Annotated in this window: 15 protein-coding genes; 8 read left to right on the top strand and 7 right to left on the bottom strand. The window is 67.1% G+C overall.

Annotated features, from left to right (window positions below; genetic code table 11):
* Window positions 1-176: 176 nt before the first annotated feature.
* The 6 genes from ACJ8FR_RS08490 to ACJ8FR_RS08465 all read left to right on the top strand — a co-directional run bounded on the left by ACJ8FR_RS08490 (window position 177) and on the right by ACJ8FR_RS08465 (window position 3,699).
* Window positions 177-464, top strand: a complete 288-nt coding sequence (locus ACJ8FR_RS08490) for a hypothetical protein (RefSeq protein ID WP_407828195.1) — start codon at window positions 177-179, stop codon at window positions 462-464.
* Between the two features lie 201 nt (window positions 465-665).
* Window positions 666-845, top strand: a complete 180-nt coding sequence (gene rpmF, locus ACJ8FR_RS08485; RefSeq protein ID WP_407828194.1) for a 50S ribosomal protein L32 — start codon at window positions 666-668, stop codon at window positions 843-845.
* 18 nt (window positions 846-863) lie between these two features.
* The gene (gene plsX, locus ACJ8FR_RS08480; RefSeq protein WP_407828193.1) at window positions 864-1,913 is read left to right on the top strand and encodes a phosphate acyltransferase PlsX; all 1,050 of its coding nucleotides are present in this window, start codon (window positions 864-866) and stop codon (window positions 1,911-1,913) included.
* Window positions 1,910-2,869: a beta-ketoacyl-ACP synthase III gene (locus ACJ8FR_RS08475; protein ID WP_407828192.1), complete on the top strand. Its 960-nt coding sequence runs from the start codon at window positions 1,910-1,912 to the stop codon at window positions 2,867-2,869. The genes plsX and ACJ8FR_RS08475 overlap by 4 nt, the downstream gene beginning before the upstream one ends.
* Window positions 2,870-2,977: 108 nt before the next feature.
* Window positions 2,978-3,310, top strand: a complete 333-nt coding sequence (locus ACJ8FR_RS08470) for an integration host factor subunit alpha (protein ID WP_407828191.1) — start codon at window positions 2,978-2,980, stop codon at window positions 3,308-3,310.
* 2 nt (window positions 3,311-3,312) lie between these two features.
* The gene (locus ACJ8FR_RS08465; RefSeq protein ID WP_407828190.1) at window positions 3,313-3,699 is read left to right on the top strand and encodes a MerR family transcriptional regulator; all 387 of its coding nucleotides are present in this window, start codon (window positions 3,313-3,315) and stop codon (window positions 3,697-3,699) included.
* On the opposite strand, the gene ACJ8FR_RS08460 is transcribed toward ACJ8FR_RS08465, so the two are convergent.
* Both ACJ8FR_RS08460 and ACJ8FR_RS08455 read right to left on the bottom strand, forming a co-directional pair.
* The gene (locus tag ACJ8FR_RS08460) at window positions 3,696-4,214 is read right to left on the bottom strand and encodes a SixA phosphatase family protein (RefSeq protein ID WP_407828189.1); all 519 of its coding nucleotides are present in this window, start codon (window positions 4,212-4,214) and stop codon (window positions 3,696-3,698) included. The genes ACJ8FR_RS08465 and ACJ8FR_RS08460 overlap by 4 nt on opposite strands.
* Window positions 4,211-6,907 carry an ATP-dependent DNA helicase gene (locus ACJ8FR_RS08455; RefSeq protein WP_407828188.1) on the bottom strand — a complete coding sequence of 899 codons (2,697 nt, stop codon included), beginning with the start codon at window positions 6,905-6,907 and terminating at the stop codon, window positions 4,211-4,213. The genes ACJ8FR_RS08460 and ACJ8FR_RS08455 overlap by 4 nt, the downstream gene beginning before the upstream one ends.
* A 41-nt stretch (window positions 6,908-6,948) precedes the next feature.
* Here ACJ8FR_RS08455 and ACJ8FR_RS08450 point away from each other — a divergent pair, with 41 nt between their 5' ends.
* On the top strand, window positions 6,949-8,547 hold the full coding sequence (locus ACJ8FR_RS08450) for a lysine--tRNA ligase (protein ID WP_407828187.1): 1,599 nt from the start codon (window positions 6,949-6,951) through the stop codon (window positions 8,545-8,547).
* Here ACJ8FR_RS08450 and ACJ8FR_RS08445 read toward each other — a convergent pair.
* Both ACJ8FR_RS08445 and ACJ8FR_RS08440 read right to left on the bottom strand, forming a co-directional pair.
* On the bottom strand, window positions 8,544-8,825 hold the full coding sequence (locus ACJ8FR_RS08445) for a hypothetical protein (RefSeq protein ID WP_407828186.1): 282 nt from the start codon (window positions 8,823-8,825) through the stop codon (window positions 8,544-8,546). The two genes, ACJ8FR_RS08450 and ACJ8FR_RS08445, sit on opposite strands and share 4 nt — an antisense overlap.
* A 104-nt stretch (window positions 8,826-8,929) precedes the next feature.
* The gene (locus tag ACJ8FR_RS08440) at window positions 8,930-9,292 is read right to left on the bottom strand and encodes a hypothetical protein (RefSeq protein WP_407828185.1); all 363 of its coding nucleotides are present in this window, start codon (window positions 9,290-9,292) and stop codon (window positions 8,930-8,932) included.
* A gap of 150 nt (window positions 9,293-9,442) precedes the next feature.
* Here ACJ8FR_RS08440 and ACJ8FR_RS08435 point away from each other — a divergent pair, with 150 nt between their 5' ends.
* Window positions 9,443-9,922, top strand: coding sequence for an Lrp/AsnC family transcriptional regulator (locus ACJ8FR_RS08435; RefSeq protein ID WP_407828184.1), 480 nt, complete (start codon window positions 9,443-9,445; stop codon window positions 9,920-9,922).
* Here ACJ8FR_RS08435 and ACJ8FR_RS08430 read toward each other — a convergent pair whose 3' ends face one another.
* The 3 genes from ACJ8FR_RS08430 to ACJ8FR_RS08420 all read right to left on the bottom strand — a co-directional run bounded on the left by ACJ8FR_RS08430 (window position 9,923) and on the right by ACJ8FR_RS08420 (window position 13,261).
* Complete coding sequence (locus ACJ8FR_RS08430) at window positions 9,923-11,737, bottom strand: DUF885 domain-containing protein (RefSeq protein ID WP_407828183.1); 1,815 nt, start codon at window positions 11,735-11,737, stop codon at window positions 9,923-9,925.
* Between the two features lie 88 nt (window positions 11,738-11,825).
* Window positions 11,826-12,713, bottom strand: a complete 888-nt coding sequence (locus ACJ8FR_RS08425; protein WP_407828182.1) for an RcnB family protein — start codon at window positions 12,711-12,713, stop codon at window positions 11,826-11,828.
* Window positions 12,714-12,793: 80 nt separating this feature from the next.
* A complete protein-coding gene (locus ACJ8FR_RS08420; protein WP_407828181.1) occupies window positions 12,794-13,261 on the bottom strand; it encodes a (2Fe-2S)-binding protein in 468 nt (155 codons plus the stop codon).
* Window positions 13,262-13,265 lie beyond the last annotated feature (4 nt).

Here is a 13,265-nt window from a genome sequence, read left to right as displayed (position 1 = left end):
CAATCGCTGCATTGATCGGATTGTCAGCTTCGCCCTTTGGGGCAGCCAATGCGCGTTCGCCGCTAAGCGGCATTTCCGTCTCGCTCCGACAGCAGTCCACCACCCCCGGCCTTGTCTGTACCGGCTCCTGTCGTCGGGGGACTTTCTTGAACCTAACCATTTGGAGAGATGGGCGAGTGCTCGATGACGGTCGTCCGGCCCGGGTCTCGAAGGAAGAGGCCGCGCGGTTCTCGACAATTCTTCTGCCCTTTCGGCCCGTCAGAAAAGACGCAACCGCAGACCCGTCAAATCTCTTCCCCGACCTCTGCCCGGTCAAAGTTCAATGGCCAGCCGACAAGGGTGGCGGTCGGCTTCTCGTATGCGGCACCTACAACGGCGCATCCAATTCGCTGTTCACGGCAGTAGTTGAGGCGCTTCAATCTATCCACGTCGATATTGCCGTGCCGGGAACCTCTATCTTCTAGTGTCCGCAAGGTTCGAAAGCAGACATTAGCGCTGGAAAGCGCAGTACGCCCAAGCCGCTGAGCGCTTGCGCTCTCACGCGGTTTCGCTATAGGAGCCGCGGTTCGCGACGATCCGGCCGCCGCCTGCGGGTCAACCCGCTGAGATGAGGCGCAGATCGTCGCAATTTTTATTGTTGTCCCGATTGTTTTGAAGGTGCCGTAATGGCTGTCCCCAAAAGAAAAACCTCGCCGTCGAAGCGGAACATGCGCCGCAGCCATCATGCCCTGAAGGCCACGCCCTTCCAGGAATGCCCGAACTGCGGCGAGCTCAAGCTGCCGCACAACATGTGCGCGGCGTGCGGCCACTATAACGGCCGCGAAATCGTCTCGGTCGAGGACTAAGCGAAGACCGGCCCCAACATGGCCGCGGGCCCACGAATCGCCATCGACGCCATGGGGGGTGACGCCGGCCCCGCAACCATGATCGCCGGCGCAGCGCGGGCGCTTCGCCGCGACCCGAGCCTGCGCTTCACCTTCTACGGCGACGAGCGCCAGGTCGAATCGCAGATCGGCGATCACCGCGACCTCGCCGCCAATTGCGCGCTCATCCACGCGCCGGAATCGATCGCCCCGAGCGACAAGCCGAGCCAGGCGATCCGCCGCGCGCGGACCACCTCGATGGGGATGGCGATCAACGCGGTGAAGGAGCACGCCGCCGACGCCGCGCTGTCGGGCGGCAACACCGGCGCGCTGATGGCCATGTCCAAGCTCGCCTTGCGCACCATGCCCGGGATCGACCGCCCGGCGCTCGCTGCGCTCCTGCCGACCCTGGGCGAGACCGATTCGGTGATGCTCGATCTTGGCGCCAACACCGAGTGCGACGCCCAGAACCTGGTGCAGTTCGCGGTCATGGGCGCGGCCTATGCCCGGTGCGTGCTCGGCATCGGCGCGCCGCGCGTCAAGCTGCTCAACATCGGCACCGAGGAGTTGAAGGGCACGGATGAGCTGAAGGACGCGGCCGCTTTGCTGCGCGAGGCCGACTATCTGCCGTTCCGCTTCGACGGCTTCACCGAGGGCGACCAGCTGTCGCGCGGCGGGGTCGACGTGATCGTCACCGACGGTTTTTCCGGCAATATCGCGCTCAAGACGGCCGAGGGGACCGCGCGCTTCGTCACCGATTTGCTTCGGCGCGCATTCAAGAGCTCGCTGAGGTCCAAGGCCGGTTTCGCGCTGTCACGTCCGGCGGTGAACCTGCTCAAGGTCCATCTCGATCCCAACAATCACAATGGCGCGGTCTTCCTTGGCTTGAACGGCCTGATCGTGAAGAGCCACGGGGGCGCCAATTCGAAGGGCGTCGCCAACGCAATCCACGTCGCCGCGAGCCTGGTCCGCAACGATATCACCAGGAAGATCGGCGAAGATCTCGACAATTTCCGCGCCCATGCCTTCGCCGGCGAGGCCGCGGAATGACTCGCCGCTCGGTCGTCGCCGGAGTCGGCAGCGCGCTCCCCAGGCGCCTGGTCACCAATGAGGAATTGGCGAAGACCGTCGACACCACCGACGAGTGGATCGTCGAGCGCACCGGCATCCGCAACCGCTACATCGCGTCCGACGGCGAGACCACGGGCACGCTGGCCACCGACGCCGCGCGCCGCGCGCTCGAGCATGCCGGCATCGACGCGCGCGCGATCGACATCATCGTGCTAGCGACCGCAACTCCGGACCAGACCTTTCCGTCGACCGCGACCAAGGTCCAGGCGGCGCTCGGCATCGACGATTGCATCGCCTTCGACGTCCACGCCGTGTGCACCGGATTCCTCTACGCTCTGACCGTCGCCGATTCGATGCTCCGCTCCGGGAATGCCCGCACGGCGCTGGTGATCGGCGCCGAGACGTTCAGCCGGATCCTCGACTGGGAAGACCGCGCGACCTGCGTGTTATTTGGCGACGGCGCCGGCGCGCTGGTGCTGCGCGCGGAGGAAACCGAGAACGGGATCCTCGCGACCAAGCTCCACGCCGACGGCCGCCACAACGATTTGCTGTTCGTCGACGGCGGGCCCTCGACCACCGGGACCGTCGGCAAATTGCGGATGAAGGGCCGCGAAGTGTTCCGCCACGCGGTGGTCAACCTCGCCGGCGTCCTCAACGAGGTGCTGAGCGAGGCGGGCCTTACCGCCGAAGATGTCGACTGGGTCGTCCCGCACCAGGCGAACGCGCGGATTCTCGACGCCACGGCGAAGAAATTGGGCCTGCCGCCCGAGAAAGTGGTGGTCACCGTCGACCGTCACGCCAACACTTCCGCAGCCTCCGTCCCCCTGGCATTTGATACGGCCGTCAAGGACGGGCGGATCAAGCGCGGCGACGTCGTCGTGCTGGAAGCGATGGGCGGTGGATTTACATGGGGCGCGGCAGCGCTCAGGTATTGAAAAGTTTGGAATATCCGGCGACAAGTCGAATTGCCGACATGACGGAATTCCGTTACGAGAGCGTAATCGAAGCGGCGGGGGAACGCCGTCCAGAGCCGGGAGATTAAGATGGCCGATCTCGGGATCGCGCGGGTCAACAAAGAAGCGGCCGACGGCGTCACCTTGACGCGCGCCGACCTCGCCGATGTCGTGCACCGCCGGCTCGGCCTGTCGCGCGCCGAATCGGCGAGCCTGGTGGAGCGCGTGCTGCACCACATGTGCCACGCCCTGTCGGAAGGGAAGAACGTCAAGATCTCAGGCTTCGGCACGTTCATCCTGCGCGACAAGGGCCAGCGAGTCGGCCGCAATCCGAAGACCGGGGTTGAGGTTCCGATCGCGCCGCGCCGAGTGATGACCTTCCGCGCGAGCCAGATCATGCGCGACCGGATCGCGAAGGGCTGACTTTGATCGCCGCCGGAGAAAAAGATCCCGGCGCGCTCCTGACGATCGGCGAACTGTCGCACGAGCTTGGAGTCGCCCAGCACATCCTGCGCTACTGGGAGACGCGCTTCCCGCAGCTCCGCCCGATGCAGCGCGCCGGCAATCGACGCTATTACCGCGCCGCCGACGTCGATCTCGCGCGGCGTATCCATCGGCTGCTTAACCAGGAAGGCTATACCGTCCGCGGCGTGCAGAAGGTGCTGCGCGACAAGGGCGAAGCCGCGCCGATGTCCGCCACGCCACCGGCGCCAGCGCCGCGTGTCGAGCCCAACGACGAGGTTCAGAGCGGCGTCGATGTGTTCCGGCTGATTGCCCTGCGCAACCGCCTGACTGCCGCGCTCGACAGCTAGTCGAGATCCTTCGGCAGGATCAGCTCGACCAACTCGCCGCTTCCGCTTTCGACGTCGGCCCAACGGTGCGCCGGCAATTCGACGAGCGCAAACGCCGCGGTCGGATATTTATGCGCGATCCGGCCGCGCAGGCCGCGCCCGTCATCACGCGTCAAATTCTTCACCAGCTGCTCGAGGCCTGGATTGTGGCCGACGAGCAAGGGCGCATGCACCGACTCCGGAAGATCGCGCACGAGCGACAGCAACTCCGCCTCGCCCGCTGTGTACATAAGCGGCTCGAACTGGATCGGCGCCGATCCAAAATCATATTTCTCCCGCAAGCCGTCGAGGGTTTCGCGCACGCGCGCCGCGGTGCTGGCGAGGACAAGGTCGAACTTGATGCCGCGCTGTTTCAGCTCGCGACCCATGCACCGCGCCGCCTTCCACCCGCGCTCGTTCAGCGGGCGGTTGTGATCGTCGATCTGCGCGTCGCCCCAGTCCGACTTGGCATGCCGCAGGACAGCGAGCCGCTTCATTCGACGAGCTCGATCGGCGCCGATGCGCCCACTCTCAGCCGCTCCGTGATTCGTGCAATCGCCTCGTCGAGCGGTACCCGGCTGATCGGAACCCCGCCCGGAAACGCCCTGAGGAGCCGCGACGGGAATGCCGCCGAGAGAACGACGAACACGCCGCAATCGCCCTGCCGCCGGATCAGCCGGCCGAAGGCCTGGGCGAGCCGCGCGCGGACGACCCTATCGTCATAGGCGCTGCCTCCGCCCGCCATCCGCCGCGCCGCGTGGAGCACCGTCGGGCGCGGCCACGGCACGCGCTCCATCACCACCAGCCGCAACGATTCGCCGGGCACGTCGACCCCGTCCCGTAGCGCGTCGGTGCCGAGCAAAGACGCGCGCGGGTCGTCGCGGAAGATGTCGACCAGGGTCCCGGCATCGATCGGATCGACATGCTGCGCAAGCAGCGGCAGTCCCTCGCGTGCGAGCCGGTCGGCGATCCGCGCATGCACCGCCTTCAATCGCTGGATCGCGGTGAACAGCCCGAGCGTCCCGCCGCCGGCGGCCTCGATCAGGCGCGCATAGCCGCCCGCGAGCGAGGCGATGTCACCCTGTCTGAGGTCGGTGACGATCAGCACTTCGGCGCAGGCGGCATAGTCGAACGGGCTTTCGGCTTCGAAGTGGGCGGCGGGGCCGGGCAGGTGCAGCGCGCCCGTGCGCGAATCCGCCGCAGGCCAGTCCTCGCCGCCGCGCAGCGTCGCCGAGGTGACCAACACGCCGTCGGCAGGCGCCATCACCGCAGCCGCCAAGGGCTTGGTCGGGTCGAGCCAGCGGCGATGGATGGCGACGTCATATTCGCGCCCGTCGACCCGCTCGACCGCGAGCCAGTCGACGAATTCGGGGTCCGCCTCGCCCCCGATGCGCGCCAGCAACGCGATCCACGCCGCGACCGTCTCGCGCCGCCACGACAGCCCGCGGATCGCGCCCTCGACCCGCGCCCGCGCCTGGGCGTCGAGCCAATCGGGCGCGTCCTCGAGCACCGCTTCCAACCGCCGCGCGAGGGCAGCGAGCGGCTTGCCCAGGCTGTCGAGCAACTCGACCGCCGCGGCTGCGCCCGACACCAGGGCACCGTCGGGCTCGGCAAGCTCCGTTTCTAGCCCATAGCCCGCTTCCTGCGCCTTGGCGCGGGCATAGACCGTGCCCCGAACCTCGGCGAGCAACGCCTCGATCGGCCCGAATGGCGCACCTTCAACGAGGCGCTGCAGCCAGCCGTCCGACGGCAGGGCCTTGGCCGCCTCGACCGCCGCATCGAGCGCTCGCGCGCCTTCCTCGTCGTAGGACGCGACATCCATCAGCCGCGCCGCGAGCCCGCGCCGTCGCCCGCGCGACCGCCCTTCCGGCCCGACGATCCAGCGGCGCAATTCGATCGACTCCTGCCCGCCGAACGCGACCGCGAAGGTTGAATCGGCGGCATCGAACAGATGATGCCCCTCGTCGAACAGGATGCGCCCCGGCGCGTCCTCGCGGGCGCGGGCGGCGTTGACCATCACCAGCGCGTGATTTGCGATGACGATGTCGGCCTCGCGGCTCGACCGCTCGGCGCGCTCGATGAAGCAGCGGCGGTAATGCGGGCAACCGGCATAAACACACTCGCCGCGCCGGTCGGTCAGCGCGGCCGCGCCCGCCCGCCGGAACAGGCTCGGCAGCCAGCCCGGCAGGTCGCCGCCGACCATGTCGCCGTCCTTGGTGTAAGCCGCCCAGCGCCCGACCAGTTGCGCGAGCACGGCGGCGCGGCCCGCGAACGCGCCCTGGAGCGCGTCCTCGAGGTTCAGCAGGCAGAGGTAGTTCTCGCGCCCCTTGCGAACGACGATCCGCTTTGCTCGCTCGTCCGGGTCGGCGAACAGCTTCGGTCCCTCGGCGTCGAGCTGCCGCTGGAGCGCCTTGGTGAAGGTCGATACCCACACTGTCCCACCCGAGCTTTCAGCCCACAGCGATGCCGGCGCGAGATAGGCCAGCGTCTTGCCGATCCCGGTACCGGCCTCCGCCAGCAGCACGTTGGGCGAACCCTTCGCGGGCTTGGGCGCGAAGACCCCCGTGACTGCCTCGGCCATCGCGCGTTGGCCTTCGCGCGCCTCGGCCCGGCCGGTCAGCTGGTCGAGCTTCGATCCCGCATCGGCCGGTGACACCAGCACGGGTCGGGGCGGCGGCCGCTCGGCGCTTTCGTCCCACTGCTTGAGGCGCGAGAAGAGCATCCTTTCGCCGCGCTCGGGCCGTTCGAGCCGGGAGCCGATCAACGGCGCCCAGCCCCAGCCCAGCCGGTGGAGCGTCGCATTGGATGTCCACGCGCCCTCGCGTTCCCGCCACTCGGCATCGTCGAACACCGCCAGCAAACGCTGCGCGATGCGCTGCAATGCCGCGGCGGCATCCGCGTCGCTCGCGGGCGGCTCGAGGCCGAGCGCCCGGCTCAGCCCGGCCGCTGTCGGCACCGCGAACCGCGCCGGATGCACGAACGCGAACAATTCGAGCAGGTCGAGCCCGCTGAGCTCGGGATAGCCGAGCCGCTGACCGACCAGCGGCGCGTTGAGGATGATGTGGGGAGTCTCCGCGGCCCTGGCGATCGCCTCGCCGCGGCTGGCCTCGCGCGCGTCGCCCGTGACATCGGCCAGCCAGATTCCGGCGTGGGTTGCGTGCAGCGCGGGAAGCGGCAAAGGATCGGCCATCGCCGCGACCCTGCCGCCAAGAGAACAGAAGAGCAACGCAATTGGACGCCGATGACATCCGTTCTGCCGCTTTGCAGTCCAAGGCCTGGCCGTACGAGGAGGCGCGCAAGCTGCTGAAGCGCTGGGCCGCCAATGGGATTCCTGGCGCCAAACCGGCCGGCGATCCCATGGTCTTCGAGACCGGCTACGGCCCGTCCGGCCTGCCGCACATCGGCACCTTCAACGAAGTCGCCCGGACCAGCTTCGTCCGCCACGCCTATGAGGAGCTGACCGGCAATCCCACACGGCTGATCGCGTTCAGCGACGACATGGACGGGCTGCGCAAGGTCCCGGACAACGTCCCCAACCAAGGGATGCTCGCCGAGTATCTCGGGAAACCACTGACCCGGATCCCCGATCCGTTCGGCACGCACCCAAGTTTCGCTGAACACAATAATTCTATGCTGCGAACCTTTCTCGACCGATTCAACTTCGAATACGAATTCCTGTCCGCGACCGATTGCTACACCAGCGGCCGCTTCGACGAGGTGATCCGCAAGGTCCTGCACGCCTGGGACGGCATCATGAATGTCATGCTGCCAACGCTCGGCGAGGACCGGCGCAAGACCTATTCGCCGCTTCTGCCGATCTCGCCCTCCACCGGCCGCGTGCTGCAGGTCCCGGTCGAGGTGATCGACGCCGAAGCCGGGCTGATCGCGTTCGATGACGAGGACGGCAGCCGCATCCGGCAATCGGCGTTCGGCGGCCTCGCCAAGCTTCAATGGAAGGTCGACTGGGCGGCGCGCTGGGTGGCGCTCGGGGTCGACTATGAGATGTCGGGCAAGGACTTGATCGACAGCGTCACCCAGTCCGGCAAGATCGCCCGCATTCTCGGCGCGCGGCCGCCCGAGGGCTTCAATTACGAGATGTTCCTCGACGAGAAAGGCGAGAAGATCTCCAAGTCGAAGGGCAACGGCCTAAGCCTCGAGGAATGGCTGCGCTACGGCAGCGAGCCGAGCTTGAGCTTCTACATCTATCGAGAGCCGAGGCGCGCCAAGAGCCTGCACATCGGCGTCATCCCCCGCGCGGTCGACGAATATTGGCAGTTCCGCGGAAATTATCCGGGCCAGCCGGTCGAGCAGAAGCTCGGCAACCCCGTGCACCACATCCACGGCGGGGACGTGCCCGCCAGCACCCTCCCCGTGACCTACGGCCTGCTGCTCAACCTCGTCAGCCTGCCGGGCATGGCCGACAAGGACACCGTGTGGAAGTTCGTCCAGCGCTATGCGCCCGGCACGTCGGCCGAAAGCGACCAGGAGCTCGACGAGCTGATCGGCCTCGCGGTCAATTACGCGCGCGATTTCGTCGGTCCGACGCTGAAGCGCCGGGCGCCGAGCAAGATGGAGGCGGAGGCCCTGCGTGATCTCGATTCGGAGCTCGCCGAGCTGCCCGTGGATGCACCGGCCGAGGACATCCAGACGCAGGTCTTCGAAGTCGGCAAGCGCCACCCGTTCGAAAACCTCCGCGCATGGTTCCAGGCGCTCTACGAAACCCTCCTCGGCTCAAGCCAGGGTCCGCGGATGGGCAGCTTCATCGCGCTTTACGGGATCGACAACAGCCGCCGGCTGATCGCGGAGGCTTTGGACAGCGTAGCCGCCTAGGGCGTGAACAACGCCGATCCGCGCCCGAGCAGCGGCGCATCCGGCGGAACACGATCGGTCAAGGTGATCGGGGTCGGCGCGAGCTTCTCCGAAGCCGCGACGGCAGCGGCGGCAGCTGCGGCAAGGCGCGCGCGCTCATGGGGACAGGTGATCGAATCGTCGCTCCAGGCGACGACGGCCGGCTGGGCAATCAGCGTTGCTGGGCTTTGCCTGGCCGATGCCGGCGCGACCGAGAAAGCCATCAGCAGGACCAGCAACTTCAGCCTGTGCTTTGCCATTGGCCGCGCCTCCTGCTTTGTCCCCTTCCGTCGCCGGTGTTGCCGTTCCATGGGTGGTCGACGCGTCGTCCGCAGAATTTCGACGAACGCCTCACCGGCGACCTTCATGGCATCAGGTCAGGCGCGAGCCGCCTCAAATCCAGGGTCGAACCGCCCCCGAGCCCGGGTTTGACCGCGATCGGTCTGCGCTTTTCCGCCGGTTTCAGCTGCAGCCGCCGGGACGCAGTGCGGCAGTGACCCGCGGCAGGCTTGGCGCCGGGTCCGCACGCGGCGATCGCCGGCACCGCCATGGAGATCAAGGCGAAGGCCGCGATCCCAGCCAACAACGCCTTGGCCGGCGCCGCGGCTGGGGGCATCGGGGGATAGCTCCCGGCCGCGGGCGCCGGCGCGGCAGGCTCGCCCCGGACGGATGCTGCGGGCTCACCGGCCGATCGTGTGTCTCGTTTCAACTCGAACATCCGCGGCATCACGCTCCCCCTGCTCCTCATCGCGAGGTCCTGCCGCAATGCACAGGAGTTCCGCTGTCGGTCGGATGAACGACACCATTGTCCGCATGAACATTGCCAGCAGTGCGCAAAAATGATGCGCGCTGTGCCAAAATTTGGCAGAGTAGCCCGATGCTCGACACGTTCGACCTCGCCCTGCTCGAGTTGCTCCAGAAGGATGCGTCGCAAACCGCCGAGCGCCTCGCCACCCGCGTCGCGCTGTCACCGTCCGCGATCGCGCGCCGCTTGCGCCGCCTGCGCAAGGATGGCTGGATCGCGCGGACGATCGCGCTCCTCAGCGACCGGCTCGCCGACCGCCGGATCCGCGCGATGGTCTTGGTCACGCTCGGCGAACATGCCGACCAGCACGGCAAGGCGCTGCTGCTGCAGCGCATCCGCGCCGCGCCGCAGGTGCAATTCTGCTACGAGCTCGCGGGCTCCTGGGACTTCATGCTGGTGTTCGACTGCGCCGGGATCGCCGAGTTCAACGAGGTCGCCGAGCGCGTGCTCGTCGCCGACGCCACCGTCCACCGCTACGAAACCAGCTTCGTCAAACGTCAGCTGAAGTTCGAGCCGTTCGTCCCGCTCGATTCCGCCAGCGTCAGCGGCTGATCAGCTCACCTTCTTGGCGGCGATCCAGCGGTCGATTTTGGCCTCGAGGATGGTCAGCGGCAGCGCGCCCGAGCCCAGCACCTGGGCGTGGAATTCGCGGATGTCGAACTTCGCGCCGAGCGCCGCCTTGGCCTTTTCGCGCAGCCGCGTGATCGTCAGCTGACCGACCTTGTACGCCGTCGCCTGGCTCGGAATCGCGATATAGCGCTCGACCTCGGCCGTCGCGTCGGTCTGTGATTCCCCCGAGTTCGTGAGCATGTAGCGGATCGCCTGGTCGCGGGTCCAACCCTTGGCGTGGATTCCGGTGTCGACGACGAGGCGCATCGCGCGCAGCATCTCGTCGTTCAAATTGCCAAAGCGCTGGCACGGGTCGTTGTAGAGGTTCATCGCGTAGCCGAGCGATTCCGAATACAGCGCCCAACCCTCAACGTACGCCGTGTTGCCGCCGAAGCGCATAAAGCTCGGCAGCGCCGCGTCCTCCTGCGCCAGGCTGATCTGGAAATGGTGCCCCGGCTCGCCCTCGTGCAGGAACAGGGTCGTCTCCTCGCAGATGCTGCGCGAGGGCAGGTCGTAGGCGTTGTAATAGAATGTCCCCGGGCGCCTTCCGTCAGGCGTCCCGGCGTCATAAGAACCGCCCGCTTCGAACTTCTCACGGTAGGGCGGATAGGGCCGGATCACGAGCTGCGTCCGCGGCACCAGCGAGAAATATTGCGGCACCTGCGCCTCGACCTGGCGCTTGACCGACGCGAACCCCTGCTCGAGCTCCTGCCGCGTCTTCGGCTGGAACTTCGGGCTGCTGCGCATGTAGTCGAAGAACTGCTGCAGACTACCCTTGAAGCCCATCTGCTGCCGGACTTTCTCGAACTCGGTCGTGATTCGCGCGACTTCGCTCAAGCCCAGCTGGTGGATTTGCTCTGGTGTCATCGGCAGCGTGGTCGTCGACTCGACCTCGTAGCGATAAAGTGCGTCGCCGCCCTTCATGTACATGAGGCCGGCACCGGCGCGCGCGTGGCCGAGATAGTCGTTCTTGAGGAAATCGCGCAGGCGCGACAGCGCGGGATAGACGGTGCCGGTCAACGACGCGCGGAAGGCCTGCGTCAGCCGCGCCCGGTCCGCCACTCCGACCGCATTGGGAAAGGCCTTGATCGGCCCCCAATAAGGCGACTCCTCGGGCTTGAGCTTCAATTGGTTGTCGAGCTGCTCGATCATGTTGCGGACGGTGAGCTGAGTATCGACCACGCCTTCCGCCTCGCCCTTGCGCCACTGCGCGATCGCCTCGTCGACATTGGCCGCGAAGTCGCGGTTGCGCTTCAGCGCATTCTCGTAATCGGCGACGGTCTGGAACGGCGCGCCGCCCTGCCCGCTCGAGATCGTGGGATATTGGGTGTGCAGGCCGTAGAAATGGTTCATCGGCAGCGCTTCGTTGAGCCGCAACAGATCCGGCTGCAGTCCGCGCAGCGTGTCGCGGGTCTGGTATTCGAATACGTCGTAAGCGATCTGGTCGTCGGCGCCGAGCTCGGCACGCGGGAGAGCATGCAAAGCGGCGAGATCGGCCTCCGCAGCGGCTTTTTCCCCCTGATAATGCGCGTCGCTGAACAGGTCGCCGAGCCGGTCGGCATAGCGATAGTCGCCGCGAAACAGCGCCTGCAGCGGGTTGCGCTTGAGGTACGCCTCGTCGCTCTGCCGGAACAGGTCGAACAGGCGATCGTGCGCGCTCTGCCGGCTCGCCGCGGGGCCCGCTGGCTGAGCGCTGCCGCCGGCGGGGACGAGCGCAACGAGCGCGGCGGAAAGAATCAGGCGGCACGCATGGTTCATCGAAACCTCAAATCAAATTGTCGTGAATGCAAAAAGGGGCGCTGCGATTAGGCTCGCAACGCCCCTTCGATCAATGAGCAGGTGCGCTCTACCAGAAGAAGCCGCGGATCTCGTCGACCACTTCGCCGGTGTACATATCGACGAGCAAGGCATCGTTCCAGTAACGGACCCACTGCGTGCCGGGCGGCGGGTAGGGCAAACCGTAGAGCCCCGGATCGATCCAATATTGCTGGCCGTAATAGCCCTGGAACAACCGGTAGCCGATGTCGAACGACCGATAGCCGTAGCCGAACGGATCGTAATAGATTCCGAGGCGGAAGATCGACCGGTGCTGGTCGCGATAGCGGCGCCAGTCGTAACGGCGGTCGTTGCGCCAGTCGCGGTTCCACGTCCCGCTCGCCCAGCGGCGCCCGTCGGCCTGCTGCTGGGACTGCCGCCGCCGCGGGTCGTTGACGTAGAGCGAATTGCGGTCGCGCATGACGTTTGGCGTGGGGCGCTCGCTTTGCCGCAAAGTACCGCCGTTCCATGTCCCGCCCTGCGCCTGCCGGTCGCCGGTCCAGTTCGAGCGGCCGCCGGTCCCGCCGGAACCGTTGCGGCCATCGAAAGTCCGCCGCTGCTCGGGCTGCGGAGCCTGAACCTGCGCCTGCGCATTGCTGCGGTCCTCGAAGCGGCGGCCGCCAAAGCCGCGGCCCTCGCCCCCCGCCTGTTGGCCGGCTTCGACCTGGCGGCGCTGTTCGAATTGCGGCGCGGCGCGCTGCTCCACGACCGGCTGCGGCCGTTGCTCCACTTGCGCCTGCGCGGGCTGGCCCTGAGCGGCATGCTCGGTTCTCGCCTGCTCGCGCGCCTGCTGACGCTCCTCGTGCGCCGCCGTGCGGTCGGCCTGCGCGTCGTCGTGGTGCCGGCGGCCTTGATCCTGTGCGAGCGCCGGCGACGCCGCCGCCCCGGCCAAAAGAATGGATAGAATGATCTTACGCATGACAATGACCTCTCAATTCTTGCGATGAGAAGTGCGCCTGGGGAGATGAGCGGCGGCTGAATTGTTTCGTGTGCGTATATTCAGCCTCGAACGGCAGGCGCGGCCGCGGCTTGCGCCGCGCGCGCGATCGCCTTGCGGATCCGTGGGTAAGCGCCGCAGCGGCAGATGTTCGGCAAGCTCGCGATCTGTTCCTCGCTCGGCTGCGGGCTAGCCTCGAGCAGCGCCGCGATCGCCATGATGAACCCCGGCTCGCAATAGCCGCACATGGTCACCTGCTCGGCGAGCCAAGCCTGCTGCACGGGGTGCGCGCCATTGGCCGACAAGCCCTCGATCGTCGTCACGCTCGCGCCTTCGAGGTCGCGCAAGGCGACGCCGCAGCTCATCACCGCGCGGCCGTCCACGATCACCGTGCACGCGCCGCAGTCGCGGCTGTCGCAGCCATATTTGGTGCCGGTCAGGTTCGATGCATCGCGTAGCGCCCACAGCAAAGGCGTCTCGGGATCGAGCCTGTAGTTCACGCCTTCGCCGTTGACCGTCATCCGCGCCATCGCC

It is taken from the genome of Sphingomonas sp. (assembly GCF_045810705.1).
Classification (GTDB): domain Bacteria; phylum Pseudomonadota; class Alphaproteobacteria; order Sphingomonadales; family Sphingomonadaceae; genus Sphingomicrobium.
This window is presented reverse-complemented; position numbering and strand designations above follow the sequence as displayed.

Excerpts from the sequence above, each read along its gene's own strand:
- rpmF (WP_407828194.1), top strand. The coding sequence starts at position 666 with ATGGCTGTCCCCAAAAGAAAAACCTCGCCGTCGAAGCGGAACATGCGC.
- plsX (WP_407828193.1), top strand. The coding sequence starts at position 864 with ATGGCCGCGGGCCCACGAATCGCCATCGACGCCATGGGGGGTGACGCC.
- ACJ8FR_RS08475 (WP_407828192.1), top strand. The coding sequence starts at position 1,910 with ATGACTCGCCGCTCGGTCGTCGCCGGAGTCGGCAGCGCGCTCCCCAGG.
- ACJ8FR_RS08470 (WP_407828191.1), top strand. The coding sequence starts at position 2,978 with ATGGCCGATCTCGGGATCGCGCGGGTCAACAAAGAAGCGGCCGACGGC.
- ACJ8FR_RS08460 (WP_407828189.1), bottom strand. The coding sequence starts at position 4,214 with ATGAAGCGGCTCGCTGTCCTGCGGCATGCCAAGTCGGACTGGGGCGAC.
- ACJ8FR_RS08455 (WP_407828188.1), bottom strand. The coding sequence starts at position 6,907 with ATGGCCGATCCTTTGCCGCTTCCCGCGCTGCACGCAACCCACGCCGGA.
- ACJ8FR_RS08445 (WP_407828186.1), bottom strand. The coding sequence starts at position 8,825 with ATGGCAAAGCACAGGCTGAAGTTGCTGGTCCTGCTGATGGCTTTCTCG.
- ACJ8FR_RS08440 (WP_407828185.1), bottom strand. The coding sequence starts at position 9,292 with ATGCCGCGGATGTTCGAGTTGAAACGAGACACACGATCGGCCGGTGAG.
- ACJ8FR_RS08435 (WP_407828184.1), top strand. The coding sequence starts at position 9,443 with ATGCTCGACACGTTCGACCTCGCCCTGCTCGAGTTGCTCCAGAAGGAT.
- ACJ8FR_RS08430 (WP_407828183.1), bottom strand. The coding sequence starts at position 11,737 with ATGAACCATGCGTGCCGCCTGATTCTTTCCGCCGCGCTCGTTGCGCTC.
- ACJ8FR_RS08425 (WP_407828182.1), bottom strand. The coding sequence starts at position 12,713 with ATGCGTAAGATCATTCTATCCATTCTTTTGGCCGGGGCGGCGGCGTCG.
- ACJ8FR_RS08420 (WP_407828181.1), bottom strand. The coding sequence starts at position 13,261 with ATGGCGCGGATGACGGTCAACGGCGAAGGCGTGAACTACAGGCTCGAT.